The sequence below is a fragment of the Candidatus Mycalebacterium sp. genome (genome assembly GCF_977828045.1).
The window spans coordinates 32,721-50,302 of sequence record NZ_CDWCUL010000004.1; the positions used below are offsets into that span (position 1 = coordinate 32,721).

The window sequence follows — 17,582 nt, forward strand, 5'->3', positions numbered from 1 at the left end:
GCTAACGGTCTTTCAGGATTTGCACGGCGCGCCCTTCTTCAAGGCGTGAGCCGCCCTCTATTATGACTTGTGAGCCGCCGGAAAACAGCGAAACCGGAATGGCAACCGTGCCTGAATCCACTCTAACAGGCTTGGATTTGAGGGAAATTTTTACGGCCCTACCTTCCCGTGCGACGAAAATTAACGGCTTTCTGTCTTTATAAAACACCGCAGTTATCGGTATGCGGACAACATCCGCAAGCGAGCCCGCCTCAACCTTCAAATTCACGAACTCTCCCGACCACAACTCCCTCCACACATCATCATCGTCCACGGAAACCTCAAGTGAATAGGTGGTTGAAAACGCATCGGTTTCCTTGCTGACACCCACAACCGTTCCCACGGCGGAGCGCACTCCGTCCGGGGTTTTGTATTCAACAACAACCTTCGCGCCGCGCTTTGTCCTTTTTGCGATTGAAGAGTCAACACCCGCAACCACACTGTTTTTGCGGTTGCCCGCAACTCTGGCGACCGTCTCGCCCTTCAGAACCTCCTGCCCGGTGTCCGGCGGAATTTCGGTAATCGTTCCCGAAAGAGGCGAGCGGATTTTGAGCCGGTCGTAATACCATTTCGTCTTTTTGTATGCCGCCTCAAGCGCTTCCAGTTGTGCCTGCGCTCTGTTCATCGCACTGAGCGCGGAATCAAGTTCGTCCCGCGAAACCACGCCTTTGTCAAAAAGTCTTTTGTATTGGGAGTGTTTTCTGTGCGTCTCGTCAAATTCCGCACGCGCCAGAGAGCGCCGCCCCTGCGCCTCCTTGAGTTCGTAAAGACGCCCGCTGTCTTCAAGAACCATAATCACTTCACCCTTTTCCACACCGTCTCCGCGCGACTTTTTGATGTCAACAACAAAGCCCGCCGCGCCCGAAAGAACCTTTACGTTCTGTCCCCCCTTAATCCTGCCGATAACGGTGTCATACAGTTTAATCCGTTCGGCACGGATGGGGATAACCTTTACCGGCAGCGGGATTTCAGCAATTCCTTCCGCCTGCCGCGACGAAGTGAATCTGAAATAAAGCAACAGCATAAGGGCGAGAAAAATCCCAACTATCCAGAAGAATTTTTTCCACTGAACCCTGAAATCTCTGCTCTTTTCACTCATAAGAAACCTTTGACGCAGATGGAGACCCGTCAGGCAAATCTTCAGACACCTCAAAACCGCTCTGAAGATTTTATTATTCTACACCCATAAAGCAGGGTTGAAATAAAGATTTATTTTTAATACAATGACCGAAAATCACCATAGTTAACAGGAGGTTTACTATGACAAAGTCTGATATAGCGTCTCACATCGCAATGAAATGTGACATTTCCAAGAAAGCGGCCGGTGAGGTCCTTGATGAACTCGCGTCTGTTGTTTACAAGGAAACGAAGAAATCCAAAGAGTTCACCTTGCCGGGACTTGGAAAGTTTGTTGTTGGCAAACGCGCCGCGCGCATGGGGCGCAATCCCGCAACGGGAGCCACAATAAAAATCCCCGCCAAGAACGTTGTGAAGTTTAAGGTGGCGAAAGCCTGCAAAGATGCGGTCGTCGGCTAACAGTCGCTTCCACATCAGACAAGACTGAAAAAAACCGGAGATTTCCAATGCTCCGGTTTTTTTATTTTCAGGCGTTTTCAGGAGAAAGGCGGAAAACCATCTTCTCTTTGGCGCGCCCCCTCACCTGTTTGAGCAGTTGAGCGTTTGAGTCAAACTTTTCCCCGTTTGTCCGTGTAAAACCGATTTCAAAACTCAAATCCCCGTCCCGCGAGAATGGCCATGGGATTGCCGAATAACTGTTTTCACCCTTTATTTTAAGACGAACTGTTTCCTCTCCGCCGTTTTCAAGCGGCACGCCGTTCATCTCAAAACTTTCCCATCCGTGGCACAAAACAAGCGAAAGCGCGTCTCCGGTTTGAAGCAGCCTCAAATCCCTCTCCACACGTGCGGGAACGGCTTCGGTACTCTCCACACCAAGCGCGCGGGCAACAAACTCATCTATCTCCCGCCCCAGGGCGGGAGACCACTTGTTGTCTCCGCGCGACAGCACCCTGTCATTGAATTTTTTGAAATGAAGCGCGATAAGAGCGCACGCTTCGGGGCGCGAGTTACTGTGGGCGTTGAAAGACCGCCTCCATATATCACACTGTTTTTGCGGCGGAACTTCGGTAAAGGATTCGGGCACGCCATCCGGATTGAGAACGGGAGAAAGGTCCGCCTCTTTCCATCCGCAGTCATGCTCGGAAATGGCGAAAAGCAAATCATCGGGCGGAGAGGGAAAGAAAAAACCGCCGCCCCACAAACTCATTATTTCAGCGGAAAGCCGGGCGTGGTCGTCCTGTGTGAATAAAAGCCAGTCTCCGCCGCTTTTTTTACGGATCACAACCTCCAAGGATAACACAACAAACGCTTCCGCACCTTTGCGCCGAAGCGGGCATAATAGGTGCTACTGTGGAGCGTGTTGAGACCGAAATTGTTAAGGCGTCTGACCCCGACACCGCGCGAAAAGCCGCCGAAGTCGTTCTTTCGGGCGGAATAATCGTCTATCCGACCGAAACCCTTTACGGAATCGGCGGGCTCGCCCTCAAGAGCGCCGTGGCGCGAAGGGTGTCGGAGGTCAAGCAAAGACCGGAGGGCAAACCTTTTTCCGTTCTCGTGGGCGACATGGAAACGCTTCGCCGCCATTTTGTCATTTCGGAAAAACAGGCGGACGCCTACCGGAAGATGCTGCCCCTGCCCCTGACCCTTGTGCTTCGCGAGAAAAAAGCGGGCATGTTCCCGCCCGAAGTTTCAAAAGACGGGCAAACCGCCGTGAGAATATCGGGCGGAGAATTCGCGCGGCGGCTTTTTGAGATTCTCAAAGAGCCGTTGATATCGTCCAGCGCGAACATAAGCGGCTCTGAAAATCCGCTCTCCGGCTCCGAAGCGGCGCGGATTTTCAGCGGCAAAGTTGAACTAATAGTTGATTACGGTAATCTACCGTCGTCTCAAGGCTCCGCGATAGTGAGTCTCGCAGAGGAAACACCGAAAATTCTGCGCGATGGCGACCTTGAACCGGAGCAACTAAAAGATTTTCTGCAATGGCTGTCGTAAAAGGTTTTCGCGCAATTCTCTACAATTCTGAAAAAACGGGCGACTTGTCCGAAATTGTCGCTCCACCGTATGATGTTATTGACTCCGCAGAGCAAGAATCCCTTTATGAAAAACATCCGCTCAATTTTGTGAGGTTGATTCTTTCAAAAGAATCGGGTGAAAAACGCTATAGCGCGGCGGCGGAAACCTTTCAAAAATGGCTTAACGAAAAAATTCTTCAACGGGAGGAAAGCCCGGCGATTTTTCAGTATTTTCAGGACTTTGAATTTGAAGGAAGCCACTTTACGAGAAAGGGTTTCATAGCGGCGGTAAAAATAGAGGATTTTGAAAACAAGGTGATTCTTCCGCACGAAAAAACCTTTAAAAAACACAAAGACGACCGCCTCAAACTGACTGAGGCGTGCGAGGCAAACTTGAGTCAGGTTTTTTCAATTTATTCCGACCCCGAAGGTTTGGTTGAAAAAACAATTGAAAATTCGGCGCCGGAGCCATTCGCGGAAATAGATTTTGAGGGAATAAAAAATACCGTCCGGAAAGTGAACGATGAAAAAACGCTCGCCCGGGTTTCGGATTTAATGGCGGACAAAAAACTGCTTATAGCGGACGGACACCACCGCTATGAAACCGCAATTAATTACAGAAACAAGCGTGGGGGGAGCGGGCCGCATGACTATGTGATGATGTTTCTCTGCCGCGCCGAAGGGGACGGACTTATCGTGGGACCAACTCACAGGGCGGTGAAACACCTTAACGGAATATCGGGAGCGGAACTCGCTTTGAGTTTGAAAAAAGAGTTTGAATGCGCGGAAATATCAGCGATGAGCGAAGAAAAACTGCAACGCGACCAAATTATTTTTGTCTATGACAAATGCGAAAAGGCCCTTGTTTTTTCACCTGAAAACAGAAACGAAACCTATCAGACAATGGGAGTTGCAACCTTGCAAAATATTGTGATTGAAAAAATTATTAAAAAGGAAATGAACGCTCCCGCACCACAAATTATTTTCGCAAAATCGCGCGGGGAAATTCTTAAACTTGTCAAAACCGGAGAATGTGAAGCGGGTTTTATTATGCCCGACCCGTTGATAAAAGACGTTATGGACGCGGCGGAACAGGGAGTCAGAATGCCGCAGAAAACCACCTATTTTTATCCTAAAATCCTTTCCGGGATTGCGATAAATCCCCTGTGGAACTAAAATGCCGGTTGGAGAAATGGATCCGCGAAACATCCGTAACTTCTCAATAATAGCGCATGTGGACCACGGCAAATCCACGCTCGCCGACCGCATACTTGAATTTACGGGGACCTTGAGCGAACGCGAAAAAAAAGACCAGTTTCTTGACCAAATGGAGCTTGAGCGCGAGCGCGGGATCACAATCAAGGCTCAGGCGGTCAAAATCAATTACACCGCCGATGACGGTGAAACCTACGAATTAAATTTGATAGACACCCCCGGACATGTTGATTTCAGTTACGAGGTTTCCAGAAGCTTGATGGCGTGCGAGGGGGCGCTTCTCGTAGTTGACGCTTCACAGGGAGTTGAGGCGCAGACGGTCGCCCACACATACCTCGCGGCGGATTCGGGGCTTGAAATTCTTCCGGTGATAAACAAAATTGACCTTCCTTCCGCCGAGCCCGGAAGAGTGGAGGCGGAAATAGAGGATGTTCTGGGAATTGACACAAGCGGCGCGATTCGGGCGAGCGCGAAAGACGGAACGGGCGTAAAGGAAATTCTTGAAGCGGTTATAAAAAGAATTCCCCATCCGGCGGGAAAAAGCGACAATTCTCTTAAAGCGCTGATTTTTGACAGCTGGTTCAGTTCGTATGAGGGCGTGGCGATGCTCGTCAGGGTGTTTGAGGGGAAACTCCGGATTGGCGGGCGGATAAAACTGATGTCAACCGGCAAGCAGTATTCTGTGAAAAAACTCGGCGTATTCAGTCCGAATTTAATTGAAACCGAAAAATTAACAACCGGCGAAGTGGGTTTTGTAACCGCTGCGGTGAGGGAAATTAACGAAGCCCACGTCGGAGACACGATAACGGACGCGGAAAATCCGGCTTCGGGGCCTCTTGAGGGTTTTAAGGTGATGAAACCCATGGTTTTCAGCGGTCTTTATCCCACAAATACGGGAGAGTATGAAAAATTGCGCGAGGCGCTTGAAAAACTCATACTTAACGACTCCTCTTTTGTTTACGAGCCGGAAACCTCCGCCGCGCTCGGTTTCGGTTTCCGTTGCGGATTTCTCGGACTGCTTCATATGGAAATAATAAAAGAGCGCCTTGAAAGGGAGTTTGACCTTGAATTAATTACGACCGCACCGACCGTGATTTATAAAACCGTTCATGTTTCGGGGGAAGAAAAATTCATAGATAATCCCGCCGATTTTCCTATGGGAGACAAAAGAATATCGGTTGAAGAGCCGCTTGTTCTGGTTTCAATACACATGCCCTCGGAATCTCTGGGGCAGGTTATAGATTTGTGTGAAAAAAGGCGCGGGGTTCAGAAAAATATGAGATATATCACGCCTGAACGGCTTATTCTTGAATACAGTTTGCCGCTTTCGGAAATAGTTTTTGATTTTTACGACCGTCTGAAATCAGTTTCACGCGGCTACGCCTCAATGGACTATGAACCCGCGGGATATGCGCAGTCAAACCTCATGCGGCTTGATATTCTCGTGAACGGCGACCCCGTTGACGCCCTTTCCCTGATTGTTCATAAAGACAAAGCGTACGAGCGCGGACGGGATTTGATTGAAAAATTAAAGGAATTAATTCCGCGCCAGCTATACGAAGTTGCAATACAGGCGGCGATTGGAAGTCGTGTAATTGCGAGGGAAACCGTCCGCGCCATGAGAAAGGACGTAACCTCAAAATGCTACGGCGGCGATGTTACGAGAAAAAGAAAACTGCTTGAAAAACAAAAAGAGGGGAAAAAACGCATGAAGCAAGTCGGCAGCGTGGAAATCCCTCAGGAAGCATTTCTGGCGGTTTTGAAAACTTGAGGGGTTAGAGTTACTATTCGTTAAAATCAACGATGGAGAAATGTCCATAAAAGAACGAAACAGCTTAGTAGAATCCATAGCAGAAACCACTTCTGACTACCGCAAAAGCGATTTGGGAGAAACTACACCTAAACATGTTGACAAGTGGGTTTCTCAGTTCGACTTAACTGTTCAACTACCCATGCTCAAAGAAATGGACAGTCTTTTAAAGAAAACATACTTCTCCAAAACAAGAGTTTCGAAATGGATTGAAAGCATGCTAAAAGATAAGTATTTAACAAAAGGTGACGCTGAAAAATTTTGGCAGAAAGTAGAATTTCTTGATATTCAACTGGGCGGTAACAGTCAAAAAGAAATGTTAAAAGTATTTGATGAAGCATTACAGAAAAAATGCGGACTTGAAATCATAGATTGTAGTGCTGACAGCACAAACACTTTTGTCTATCTTGATGACATAATATTCAGTGGCAACAGAGCGAAACGAGACATAGAGCATTGGATTAAAAACGAATCCCCTTCGCATGCAAGTCTTTATATAGTTACCATAGGACGACACTCTGGTAGTTATTGGATAGAAAAGAGAATTGAAGATACAATAGAAAAATCTGGGAAAAAGATTGCTCTTATTTGGTACCCCAAAAACCCCCATCTTGAAAACAGGAAAGCATTTAAGAATTCATCAAATGTATTGTGGCCCACAGATTCTCTATGCAGAGACAAAGAGTTTTCTAAGTACTTAGAAAACTCAAAATACCCTTTTGCGCCCAGAGAAGAATCTTCCAAGAATTGCCAGCCATTTTCATCCGAAGAAGGCAGGCAATTGCTAGAAAAAGAATTCTTCTTTGCAGGACTCAAAATCCGTTCTATGTGCGAAAACCCTTCAGTAATAATGAGACCTCTGGGCTTCAGCACGTTGAACGGTCCGGGTTTTGGCTCAACTATAGTAACTTTTAGGAACTGTCCTAACAACAACCCACTCGCGCTATGGTGGGGAGATCAAAGCCAACCATTGAATAGTCCACTCAGCAAGTGGTATCCTTTATTCCCAAGGAAAACCTATGACTCAGGAGAAGTCCTTGAAAACTTCTAGTTTTAAAGAACAAAACAAGAATATAAGAACTTATCAGCGCTCAAAGAGCGTAGTGTTTCTCAAAACCAAAGAGAAATTTGGCGGTCTGTCCAATATGGCAGCCGGATTTCCATTAAAAGTTAATGGCATTAACATACGCACATCAGAAGCACTATACCAAGCATGCCGTTTTCCAGATAGGTCAGATTTGCAACAAAAAATCATAGATGCATATAGTCCAATGACTGCAAAAATGCTGGGCAAGCCCTTTAGACAAGAAACTCGAAAAGACTGGGATAATGTCCGGATTAAAATTATGAGTTGGTGCCTGCGCGTAAAATTGGCACAAAATTGGGATGATTTTCGCGATTTGCTACTCAAAACTGGAGATTCCTCTATAGTTGAACAATCCAGAAGAGATTCATTTTGGGGGGCAAAAGCAGACGAAAAGGGCAAAATATTACATGGTATGAATGTCCTTGGCCGTTTGCTTATGGAACTGCGTGAAGAACTGAAAAAAAAGAACTTTGAAAAATTAAAAAGTACTGAACCACTCGACATTTCAAACTTCTTCTTACTCGCAAAACCAATAGAGACCGTGGTCAAAAAGGAAATTATAGAACATCAAGTTAAAAATGGAAAAGATTCAAACGCAACACCTCGAACAGAAAGTTTCTCTCCTACTCTTTTTTAACATAATGATTGTCAAATTCTTTGACTATGTTTGAATTATAAAATTTTCTACTTAACCCTTGTTGTTTTCGTATATCTAAATAGCGTGTTTTACAAAACTGTTCATTGCTTTCGAGAGATTGTCTAATTTGATGGTATTCTTTGTTCTGAATAAAATTTGAATATCTCTTCTTGAGATGGGCTGTCAAGTTTTGATAATTCCAAGGATATTTCTCGCTTAAATCCTCTTCCGTTACTGTAACTGGGGTGCCTGATTTTTGTTGGGAAACAACTAAACCATCAATGTTTTTTTCTTTCGACCGAAAAAATTTCAGTTCTACTTTCAAAGAAACGTTATAACTCTCTGGCTTGTACTCTTCACCCTCTTCACCTTCGCTAACACTATCTTTTATCTCTTTTTTGACAAAATCAAACACTTTCTTCTCGTCAGAACTCAAAATGATAGAATTGGCTTCCCCATTAAGACTAAAAAAAGATAGTGGCATAATAAAAAAATTATAAATAGACAAGTCGGTGCCAAACCATTTGCGGATAAGATTCATGTAGTTCTTCAAACAGGCAGCACCGAGTCCTTGAACTACTTTAGATATTTCTGGACCTTTGTTAATAAAATGGACTGCATTATTCCTTATTTCGTATATTAGTTCCAGATTTTTACGAACTTCCTGAGGCATGGGCTCTCTGTACTGATTGACCAATCGATCGAAGGATTCGAAAAGTCCTATGGTCTGATTTGAACCTGAATGGTTTTTTGCAACATACAACTTTTTTGAAGGCTTGCCACTTTGAAGTGTATGCCTCTCGTGACGAAACACAGATGAAAGGCGATTTTGCTCTATAAGAAGAATTCGTGCCTTAAGGAGAATTTCCCAAGCATTTATGGCAAGTATTGAAAAAGATTCCTCACGATATTCAAAACTAGGTTTGTTGTATATTTCAATAGCTGCAATCATGGAACTAATTGACTTGTCTGCCAAAGTTCTAGAACGAGATCTCATTTCCCCCTCCTCATTTCCATCTTCTCCCGCATCGGCTCGGTAATAAAATAAGTCGCGGGGCTTATCGCGTCCGGATCGGTGCGGACGTTCACGACATACGGTTTTTTGGAATTAAGAGCGCGTTTAATCGCGGGTTCAAGTTCTCTCAATTCCGAAACAAACTCGCCCCTGCCGCCCATCGCTTCGGCAATTTTATGGAAATCCACCTCTCCGAGCATAACGCCGTCAAGCGGCGCTTTTTCGCCGTATGTAATGCGGATTTGATTTCTCGTCATTCCCCACGAAGAATCGTTACAGACTACAATTACTAAGGGCAAATTGTGTTTTACGGCGGTTTCAAACTCCATAAAATTCATTCCAAGCGCGCCGTCCCCGGTTATTAACACAACAGGATTTTTCGGACGCGCCGCCTTCACTCCGAGCGCAAATGGAAGCCCGACACCCATGCAACCGAGCGGACCGCCTTTTACATATCCGCCCGGAATTTCCACGCGGCACGAAACGTCAGTCCACGCCTGGCAGTCTCCGCCGTCAGGAACAAAAATTGTTTGGGGCGGAGCAATTTTATTAACCGCCTCAACAACTGAAACCGGATGAATTGCGCCTTTTTTTGAAGAAGCGTTTTTCTCCGCGAAAAACGCGCGGGATTTTTTATCGGAAATCTTTTTTAATTGCGCCGTCCATTTGTCAAAAACCGGAGGGGATTTTTTCAATTCGCGATTTAATTTTTTCAAAACAGCCGTAACATCAGCCGCAACGGGAATATCAACGTTTCTGTTTCTGCCTATCTCGGTCGGCTCTATGTCAATCTGCGCTATTTTTGCTTTTTTATTAAATGTTTTTCCAAAGCCCATAAAAACGCCCATGCGAACTCCCGCAAGCAAAATAAAATCCGCTTTTTCAGTCGCATCTGAAAAACCGAAAGGCGAAGACGGGCCTGCGGAACCGAAACAGAATTGCGAGGAGTCGGGAATTATTCCCCTGCCAAGGTGAAGGGTGAAAAACGGAGCGCGAACGGTTTTTGAAAATTTTGCGAGTTCATCGCCCGCACCGGAATAATACGTTCCGCTTCCCGCGATAAAAACCGGTTTTTTCGCGCGGCGAATATTTTCCGCAATTTCCTTCACATCCTCATCGGAGGCTTCGGGATTTTTAATTTCCGAAAAATCCGCTTTTTCAATTTCGCTCTCCGCACAAAACGGATAAAGAACCTCATACGACATTCCGAGATAAACAGGTCCCGGTCTTCCCGTTTTTGCCGCACGCCACGCATCCGTCACGTAACGCGGAATTCTTGAAGTTTCATAAACCGTTCTGACCCATTTCGCCACCGGGCGTGCGATGGACTCCTGATCAATTTCCTGCAATGAAAGCCGGTCATTCTCCTCAATTCCCGACCTGCCGGAAATAATAATCAGCGGCGAATTTGCCAGAAAAGAAACCGCCATTGCCGTCAAAGTGTTCGTGAATCCGGGTCCTGCGGTTACAAGGCACACCGCCGGCGCCCCCGTTGAACGTGCGTAGGAGTCCGCCGCCATTGCCGCTCCCTGCTCGTTGTGAGTGTCAATAAGGCGTATTCCGAGTTCCGAACACGCCTTGTAAACCGGATTTATATGCCCGCCACCAAGCGTGAACACGTCTTTCACGCCCATTTTTTTCAAGGTTTGGGCAAGTAAAAAGCCGCCCTGTTTCTTCGCCATGCTAATAATTTTACTGGCAACGCACGCAAATAGGCGAATTTTTCAAAAAAAACGCGAAAAAACCCTTGAACGGCGGAAAACCGTTTTTATCTTGAAAGTGCCAAAAACAAAAAAGGAGGTAAATGGCAATGAACACAGTAAGACTTTGGGAACCATTCAGTATGCTCAGGGAGTTTGACGACGCGTTGAAGAATTTCGGCGTCCTGAACTCTCCGACAAGGGCTGAAAAAGCTTTGCTTCCGAGAACTGACATCGCCGAGACGGACAACGCATACGAAATTTCTCTTGAAGTTTCGGGCATTGACGCGAAAGACCTGACCCTTGAAGTAAAGGACGATGTTCTTTCCATCACAGGCGAAAGGAAGTTTGAGGAAAAGAAGGAAGACGGGAAAGAATACATAACCGTTGAAAGACGCTACGGAAAGTTTTCCCGCAGTTTCAGTCTCCCGGAAAACACGGACAAAAAAGGGATAAAAGCCGACTGCAAAAACGGCATCCTGACCGTGATGCTTCCAAAAACTGAAGTTGAAGAGGAAAAACCTCTGAAGATTGAAGTGAGTTAGAAGCCCGCAAAGAGGTAAATAAAAGCGCGGTTTCCCTCGAATGAGCGGAATCCGCGCTTTTTTTTGAGGGCGAACCTTGAAGACGGAACTATGAGATGAAAAAAACCGGTTTTACGGCGGATTGAGCGGTTGCCCGCCCGGGAACTTCACCGCTCTATGCCCAGCTCCCTTCTCATTCGCACGTCCGGCGGGCTGTTTTTGTTCCAGTAGTCTGAAAAAATTGTTTTCTTCCGCCGCGCCGCAGTCTCAATCCGTTTCGCGCCCGCCCCCCATCCACTTTTGTAAACCTCGCGCCACGAGACAATTTTATGCGGAAAATCAGTTTCAAAATCCATCTCGAAAACCCTCTCCGTTTTCGGAAAAGACAGTGAGTACCGTGTAATTCCCGCGTCCGGGCTTGAGATTTTCGCGTCCGCCCGCTCAATTCCGGTCGGTGTGTGGAGAAGCCTTGTTATCAGAAGTCCCGGAACGATAGAGATTCTTCCGGTAGGAAGGGATTTGGGGTTAATCCGTGCGCGCGTCCAGATTTCATCTTCAAGAAAAACGCTTTCCACCTTGAAGTTTTCGTCTCCCTCATTCTCAAAGTATGAAAAAAGTTTTCCCTCGTAATACCGCCCCTTGAGATTGAGTTGAGTGAAAACATGCCCGCACCACTCCTGAGACGAAAGCGTAACTTTGAGGGGGCGCAAATCCGCGCCTGAAACCGGCGCAAACACCGATGACATTGTTGAATACCTGTAGATTCCGGTGTTGAACTTCTTCACAAGGTTCAGTTTGAGAACCTTCACGGAGTCCCGTCCGGCAAGGGCGGGGTCATCAAGTTTCACGTGTTTTGAGCGCGAAAAATCTTCGGTAACAAAAATCAGAACCGCATATCCGGGGTGTTTAGCGCCGTAGCGCGCCTGACTCAGTTCGTAACTTGTGATTTCCGCCCTGCCCGAATACCAGTAGTCGTCAAACTGTGCGGCGAAGGCGCGCGGACCCGCCGCGGCGAAGGCAAAAACAAGCACGAAAAACAGTGCGCGCATACGGGGTTATGATAACCGATGGATTTCTTGAAGTTTCACCGCTTTGCTGTTATATTGCCGTTCCCGCCAGAAGGGAAAGGGTGAAACAATGGGAAAACAGGGAAACCGGCTTATGGTCAAAATTAAAAGCACCGAGAGCCATCACATCTACTACACGGAAAAAAACAAGGTGAATACTGAAGACCGCCTTGAACTCAAAAAGTTCGATCCTGTTGTGAGAAAACACGTTCTCTACAAGGAGACCAAGTGATGGCACGCAGATGCTCAATCACGGGCAAAGGTCCCCTGGCCGGAAATCATGTTTCGCACGCGAACAACAAGGTCAGACGGCGTCAATTGCCCAACCTTCAAACCAAAAGGATTTTCGTTCCCGAACTCGACAAGTTTGTGAAAATCAAACTGTCCACCCGCGCTCTGCGCACGATTGACAAGAAAGGGCTTATTCCGTTCCTCAAAAGCGAAGGGCTTTCGCTGAAAGACGTTATTATTTAGAGATTGCCCGGGCGCAGTCCAAAAAGGTTCGGAAGGTTCGCATCCCATACTGACGGCTACCCAATCAGATAAAAAATCATACTCGGCAGAACGATAAACGAAACCGCCGTGCCAACGGCGATTACCGAAGCGACTTTTTCCGGCTCGGCGCCGTATTTTTCGGCAAGCACAAGGCACGTAACGGCCGTTGGCATTGTGGACTGGAGAATCATCACTTTGGAGGAAAGATCGGAGACACTGAAAAACGGAACCAGTGCGACAGCGGCGAAAAATCCGAGCACAATCCGCGAGCACCCGAAAATTGACGAAACCCAGAAACTTGAAATGGAAATCTCTGAAAGCCGGTATCCGAGAACAAACATCATTCCCGGAACCGCGATGTCCGCAAGAAGCGAAATAGCCCTGTCCAGAAAAACCGGTGTTTCATATCCGCCGAAGTTCATCCACATTCCGCCAATCGCGGAGTAGATAAGCGGCAGTTTTAAAATCTCAGACACCGCCCCGCGCGGACTCACAAGAGCGACGCCAACCGTGTAGTGAATAAAAGCCATCGCCACCATGCACACAACGGCAATCTGAAAACCCTCCTCGCCGAACGCAAACAAAATCAGCGGCAGCCCCATATTGCCGTTGTTGGCAAATATGATTGTCGGCAAATATGCGGGGCGCGAAAGTTTGAGGATTTTTGTGAGAAACAGCCCCGCGATAAGGCACAGAGCGGACACCGCGGCGAAAAACCCGAAAATCCGCACCACAAAATGAAAATCCATTGGCGGCGAGGAAAAAGACCAGAAAATCAGACACGGCGCGGCAATATAAAGAACAAGATCGTTGATGGGGGAAATATCAACGCGTTTGATTTTTCCGAATAGAAAACCAACCGCAACAACCAGGAAAACAGGCAGAATAATATGCGCAATTCCCGCGTCCGCCATTTCAATCCTGAACGGGAAATGGAGGTCGGGCATTAAAACCTCACTACACAGGAACCCCACGCGAAGCCGGCGCCGAAGGCGGCAAGAAGCAATGTGCTTCCCTCGCAAACCCTGCCTTCCCTGATCGCTTCGTGTAGAGCTATCGGTATGGAAGCCGAAGAGGTGTTTCCGTATTTGTCCAGGTTTACCACAACTTTCTCTTCAGGGAAATTCATCCTTTTTCTGGTGGCCTCAATAATTCTGTAATTCGCCTGATGCGGAATGAAAAGGTCTATATCTTCGGGCGTGATCCCGGCGAGTTTCACGGCTTGCTCGGAAGCCGTCTCCATCGCCTTGACCGCCTCTTTAAAAACCTCGTTGCCTTCCATCTTCAGGAAGTGGCTTCTGTCTTTAACACTTTGTTCGGTTGCGGGAATTCGGGACCCTCCGCCCGGCATATAGAGAAGATTCCATTTGTCGCCGTCAGAACCCAACTGCGAGGAAAGCACTCCGGGAGTGTCGGATTTCTGTAAAACCGCCGCGCCCGCTCCATCTCCAAAAAGAATGCAGGTTGCCCGATCTTCGTAATCGACCACTTTTGAAAGACTTTCCACCCCCACGGCGAGCACCGTTTGGCAACGCCCGGCGTCTATCATGTCCCGCGCTATGTGAATTGCGTATAAAAAGCCCGAACAGCCCGCGAGAATGTCAAAAGCGGTGGCTTTTTTCGCTTTGAGTTTGCTTTGCAGAATGCACGCGGTTGACGGAAAAAGATAGTCGGGAGTAACGGTGGCTACAATTATGACGTCAACATCTTTGGGTGAAACCTTTGCCGCTTCCAGAGCCTGCCGTGCGGCAACAATTGCCATGTCCGATGAAGCCTCGCCCTCCGCCGCAATTCTTCTCTCTCTTATGCCCGTTCTGGTAACTATCCACTCATCGGAGGTGTCAACAATTTTTTCAATGTCTTGATTGGAAAGAACTTTCTCGGGAGAGTATGAGCCGATTCCCGTAATCCTGACAAAACTCATTTGTGCCATTATCATTTCAAAAAATAGCGATGTCAAACACCCTGTCTTTTGCAGATGGCGGCTTTGGCTACGCGCGGCTCACAGCCGATTTGTAAGCGCTCTCAATTCGCGCCTTTTCATTTGAATCAAAAAACGCGCTTAATCCCGCGCGGACGCGCTCATCGCGGTCTGTGAACCAGATCTCGGCGCGGCGCTCCCGTTCAAGGCGGGCGAGGTTTTTCATATCCTCTTCCGATTGCAGAGAGAAAAAATATTCGTAACTGAATCCACTGCCGCCCGCGTCAATAAACACAAACGCGCAAACGGCGGGAAACTCCTCCTTGTCAATAAACTCAAACTGAAAATTCACGGACGGCTCAAAATCGTTTTCAAACAAAAAAGCGAGAGCTAAATCCTTGACGGCAAAAACAACGCCGTCCAAACCCGAAAACGCAAAGCAACCCGCATCCACAACCGAAAGAGCCATCGCGGTTTCGGAATCAATCTCCAGGGCGCGCGTGATTTTTTCGCTTTCCGCCATCACCTTTTCTCATTGAGAGACCAGTCGTAATCGCCCTCAACCAGTTTGGACGCCCGTTTCATCGCCGCCGCAAGTTCCGGGGCGGCGTATTTTGCTATGTGCTCACGCACGCCGCGCTTGCCGCCGAAGTCTTCAGCGAACCAGAAATATATGGAAGAAACAACAAGTTTTCCGTCCCTGACCGCCGCCCCGCGAGGGTGGTTTACAAAATCGCTCGCGCCGTTTTCAAGAAGTTGTTCGGTGTTTTCGGCTGTGTAGGCGGCTCGCGCGAGGTCGGGACAGCCGATTGAAGCGCAGTTCACCGCGTAATGAATTCGCGCGTCTTTCCACACGGGGCGCAAAATCCCGTGCTCAATGTCGTCAAGCGAAAGCCGCACGCCCTCAACGGGAAAAATCTTTTTGCCCCACGGCCCGTCCGTGCCCGGGGGCGAGGTGTCAATATCAAGAATGCTTGAAACCGGATAGGCCCTCAAAATCGTTTGCACGGTCAGCGCGTTGTAGAGATTTATCCAAAACGCCTTCTGCTCCGCGCGGTTCAAGCCGGACACCTTCACGCGCCCCAGAGCGGAAATGTAATCGTCAAGCGCACGGGCATCCGCATGCGTTACGCCTCTGTAATCAACCAGATTCGCGCCGCGCCGGATATGGATGTAAGCGCGCAGAAAATCGTCCCACGCCTTATGGGAAACGATTTCGGAACTGCGGGGGTTGTGCGCGCGGCGCAAATCCTCCATATCTCTCCGGGCGTCCGCTGTGAGCGGAAACAGGCAGAGGAAAAACAACGCCACAAGCAGTTTCAGGTTGGCTCTCACGGCTTTAATTATGCGCGATGGCCGCACGGATTGACAAATCCGGTTTGATGAAAACACGGGCGATTGTGTATTGTTTGGAATATGAAAGCGTCCGATCTTTTCATACAATGCCTTGAAAATGAGGGCGTTGAATACATCTTCGCCGTGCCGGGCGAGGAAAATCTTGACATGCTGGAATCCATCCGCGCCTCAAAAATCAAACTGATTTTGACAAGGCATGAGCAGGGAGCCGGCTTTATGGCGGCAACATACGGGCGACTGACCGGCAAGGCGGGGGTCTGCATGTCAACGCTGGGACCCGGAGCGACAAACTTCGTTACCGCCGCCGCTTACGCGCAACTGGGCGCGATGCCGATGCTTATGATTACGGGTCAGAAGCCGGTCAAATCCAGCAAACAGGGGCAGTTTCAAATCGTTGACGTGGTGAGAATGATGGAGCCGCTCACCAAGTTCAGCCACCAGATAGTGAGCGGGGACAATGTCCCTTCCAAAGTGCGCGAAGCGGTTCGGCTTGCCGAAGAGGAGCGGCCGGGCGCGGTTCATCTTGAACTGCCGGAAGACATAGCCCGCGAGGAAGTTACCGGAGCGCCCATCAATTCAAGCGTGTTCCGGCGGGCAATTGCCGAGGAAAAAGCCGTGAACAAAGCGGTGGAAATGATAGCCGCCGCGAAAAGCCCGATGCTTCTGATTGGCTCGGGCGCGAACAGAAAACTGACCTCAAAAATGCTACGCCAGTTTGTGGACAAATACGGAGTTCCCTTCATAAGCACGCAAATGGGCAAGGGAGTGATTGACGAAAGGCATCCGCTTTTTATCGGCAACACCGCGCTTTCAAACGGCGATTTTGTTCACCGCGCGATAGACAAAGCCGACCTCATTATAAACGCCGGGCATGATGTTGTGGAAAAACCGCCGTTTTTTATGCGCGAGGGGGGTTTTGAGGTTATCCATATCAATTTTGAAACCGCGAAAGTGGATTCGGTCTATTTTCCGCAAGTTGAGGTTACGGGCGACATAGCGAACAGTTTCTGGCAGATGATGGAGAAACTGGAGCCGCAAAAACATTGGGATTTTTCGGAAATCATGGGGATAAAGGAACGGGTTGACGCCCATTTGACCGAAGGGACCGATGACGGGAGGTTTCCGGTCTATCCGCAGTTTCTCGTGAGCGAACTGCGCAAAACAATGCCCGATGACGGCATAATCACGCTTGACAACGGGGTTTACAAGATATGGTTCGCGCGAAACTACCGCGCTCATGAGCCGAACACGGTTCTGCTCGACAACGCGCTCGCGACAATGGGCGCGGGGCTTCCATCCGCTATTGCAACAAAACTGATTTTTCCGCAACGGCAGGTCGTTGCGGTCTGCGGAGACGGCGGGTTTATGATGAACTCTCAGGAACTTGAAACCGCCGTGCGACTCGGAATCAACATCACCGTTTTAGTCCTGCGTGATGACGCTTACGGAATGATCAAGTGGAAGCAGAGCAACATGGGGCTGCCGAACTGGGGGCTTGACTACGGCAATCCGGACTTTGTGAAGTATGCCGAGTCATACGGCGCGGCGGGACACAGGGTTTCAAGCGCGGCGGAGTTTGCTCCGCTTGTCAAAAAATGCGCCTCGGAACCCGGCGTTCACCTTATTG

The 17,582-nt window shown here is 48.3% G+C and carries 19 protein-coding genes; 10 read left to right on the forward strand and 9 right to left on the reverse strand.

Annotated features, from left to right (window positions below):
• Position 1: 1 nt before the first annotated feature.
• Positions 2 to 1,138, reverse strand: coding sequence for an efflux RND transporter periplasmic adaptor subunit (locus ACY430_RS00585; RefSeq protein ID WP_462136968.1), 1,137 nt, complete (start codon positions 1,136 to 1,138; stop codon positions 2 to 4).
• A 161-nt stretch (positions 1,139 to 1,299) separates the two neighbouring features.
• On the opposite strand from ACY430_RS00585, the gene ACY430_RS00590 reads away from it, so the two are divergent.
• Complete coding sequence (locus ACY430_RS00590; RefSeq protein WP_462136969.1) at positions 1,300 to 1,575, forward strand: HU family DNA-binding protein; 276 nt, start codon at positions 1,300 to 1,302, stop codon at positions 1,573 to 1,575.
• A 67-nt stretch (positions 1,576 to 1,642) separates the two neighbouring features.
• Here the strand turns inward: ACY430_RS00590 and ACY430_RS00595 are convergent, their stop codons facing one another.
• A complete protein-coding gene (locus ACY430_RS00595) occupies positions 1,643 to 2,416 on the reverse strand; it encodes a DUF3891 family protein (RefSeq protein ID WP_462136970.1) in 774 nt (257 codons plus the stop codon).
• Between the two features lie 50 nt (positions 2,417 to 2,466).
• On the opposite strand from ACY430_RS00595, the gene ACY430_RS00600 reads away from it, so the two are divergent.
• The 5 genes from ACY430_RS00600 to ACY430_RS00620 are packed head-to-tail and all read left to right on the forward strand — an operon-like array spanning position 2,467 to position 7,877.
• A complete protein-coding gene (locus ACY430_RS00600) occupies positions 2,467 to 3,108 on the forward strand; it encodes an L-threonylcarbamoyladenylate synthase (RefSeq protein WP_462136971.1) in 642 nt (213 codons plus the stop codon).
• Entirely contained in the window at positions 3,096 to 4,304 is a 1,209-nt protein-coding gene (locus ACY430_RS00605; protein ID WP_462136972.1) for a DUF1015 domain-containing protein, read from the forward strand. Before ACY430_RS00600 ends, ACY430_RS00605 begins: the two co-directional genes overlap by 13 nt.
• 16 nt (positions 4,305 to 4,320) lie before the next feature.
• On the forward strand, positions 4,321 to 6,114 hold the full coding sequence (gene lepA / locus ACY430_RS00610) for a translation elongation factor 4 (RefSeq protein ID WP_462136987.1): 1,794 nt from the start codon (positions 4,321 to 4,323) through the stop codon (positions 6,112 to 6,114).
• A gap of 40 nt (positions 6,115 to 6,154) precedes the next feature.
• On the forward strand, positions 6,155 to 7,204 hold the full coding sequence (locus ACY430_RS00615) for a phosphoribosyltransferase-like protein (RefSeq protein ID WP_462136973.1): 1,050 nt from the start codon (positions 6,155 to 6,157) through the stop codon (positions 7,202 to 7,204).
• A complete protein-coding gene (locus ACY430_RS00620; protein ID WP_462136974.1) occupies positions 7,191 to 7,877 on the forward strand; it encodes an NADAR family protein in 687 nt (228 codons plus the stop codon). The genes ACY430_RS00615 and ACY430_RS00620 overlap by 14 nt, the downstream gene beginning before the upstream one ends.
• On the opposite strand, the gene ACY430_RS00625 is transcribed toward ACY430_RS00620, so the two are convergent.
• A complete protein-coding gene (locus ACY430_RS00625; RefSeq protein WP_462136975.1) occupies positions 7,864 to 8,874 on the reverse strand; it encodes a DUF3644 domain-containing protein in 1,011 nt (336 codons plus the stop codon). The two genes, ACY430_RS00620 and ACY430_RS00625, sit on opposite strands and share 14 nt — an antisense overlap.
• Positions 8,871 to 10,574: a thiamine pyrophosphate-binding protein gene (locus ACY430_RS00630; protein ID WP_462136976.1), complete on the reverse strand. Its 1,704-nt coding sequence runs from the start codon at positions 10,572 to 10,574 to the stop codon at positions 8,871 to 8,873. The genes ACY430_RS00625 and ACY430_RS00630 overlap by 4 nt, the downstream gene beginning before the upstream one ends.
• A 128-nt stretch (positions 10,575 to 10,702) precedes the next feature.
• Here ACY430_RS00630 and ACY430_RS00635 point away from each other — a divergent pair, with 128 nt between their 5' ends.
• A complete protein-coding gene (locus tag ACY430_RS00635; RefSeq protein WP_462136977.1) occupies positions 10,703 to 11,137 on the forward strand; it encodes an Hsp20/alpha crystallin family protein in 435 nt (144 codons plus the stop codon).
• Between the two features lie 146 nt (positions 11,138 to 11,283).
• Here ACY430_RS00635 and ACY430_RS00640 read toward each other — a convergent pair whose 3' ends face one another.
• On the reverse strand, positions 11,284 to 12,147 hold the full coding sequence (locus ACY430_RS00640) for a hypothetical protein (RefSeq protein ID WP_462136978.1): 864 nt from the start codon (positions 12,145 to 12,147) through the stop codon (positions 11,284 to 11,286).
• A gap of 106 nt (positions 12,148 to 12,253) precedes the next feature.
• On the opposite strand from ACY430_RS00640, the gene rpmG reads away from it, so the two are divergent.
• Together rpmG and rpmB are read left to right on the forward strand one after the other, a co-directional pair.
• Entirely contained in the window at positions 12,254 to 12,415 is a 162-nt protein-coding gene (gene rpmG / locus ACY430_RS00645) for a 50S ribosomal protein L33 (protein WP_462136979.1), read from the forward strand.
• Positions 12,415 to 12,657, forward strand: a complete 243-nt coding sequence (rpmB, locus tag ACY430_RS00650) for a 50S ribosomal protein L28 (protein WP_462136980.1) — start codon at positions 12,415 to 12,417, stop codon at positions 12,655 to 12,657. The genes rpmG and rpmB overlap by 1 nt, the downstream gene beginning before the upstream one ends.
• A gap of 56 nt (positions 12,658 to 12,713) precedes the next feature.
• Here rpmB and ACY430_RS00655 read toward each other — a convergent pair whose 3' ends face one another.
• Genes ACY430_RS00655 through ACY430_RS00670 form a run of 4 tightly spaced genes read right to left on the reverse strand, consistent with a single transcriptional unit; the run spans position 12,714 to position 15,991 of the window.
• Positions 12,714 to 13,625 carry an AEC family transporter gene (locus ACY430_RS00655; RefSeq protein WP_462136981.1) on the reverse strand — a complete coding sequence of 304 codons (912 nt, stop codon included), beginning with the start codon at positions 13,623 to 13,625 and terminating at the stop codon, positions 12,714 to 12,716.
• Positions 13,625 to 14,611, reverse strand: a complete 987-nt coding sequence (locus ACY430_RS00660; RefSeq protein ID WP_462136982.1) for a beta-ketoacyl-ACP synthase III — start codon at positions 14,609 to 14,611, stop codon at positions 13,625 to 13,627. Before ACY430_RS00660 ends, ACY430_RS00655 begins: the two co-directional genes overlap by 1 nt.
• A gap of 58 nt (positions 14,612 to 14,669) precedes the next feature.
• Entirely contained in the window at positions 14,670 to 15,122 is a 453-nt protein-coding gene (locus ACY430_RS00665) for a hypothetical protein (protein ID WP_462136983.1), read from the reverse strand.
• Complete coding sequence (locus ACY430_RS00670; protein WP_462136984.1) at positions 15,122 to 15,991, reverse strand: DUF547 domain-containing protein; 870 nt, start codon at positions 15,989 to 15,991, stop codon at positions 15,122 to 15,124. Before ACY430_RS00670 ends, ACY430_RS00665 begins: the two co-directional genes overlap by 1 nt.
• 24 nt (positions 15,992 to 16,015) lie before the next feature.
• Here ACY430_RS00670 and ACY430_RS00675 point away from each other — a divergent pair.
• The coding region (locus ACY430_RS00675) for an acetolactate synthase large subunit (protein ID WP_462136985.1) at positions 16,016 to 17,582 on the forward strand (1,567 nt) is incomplete at its 3' end.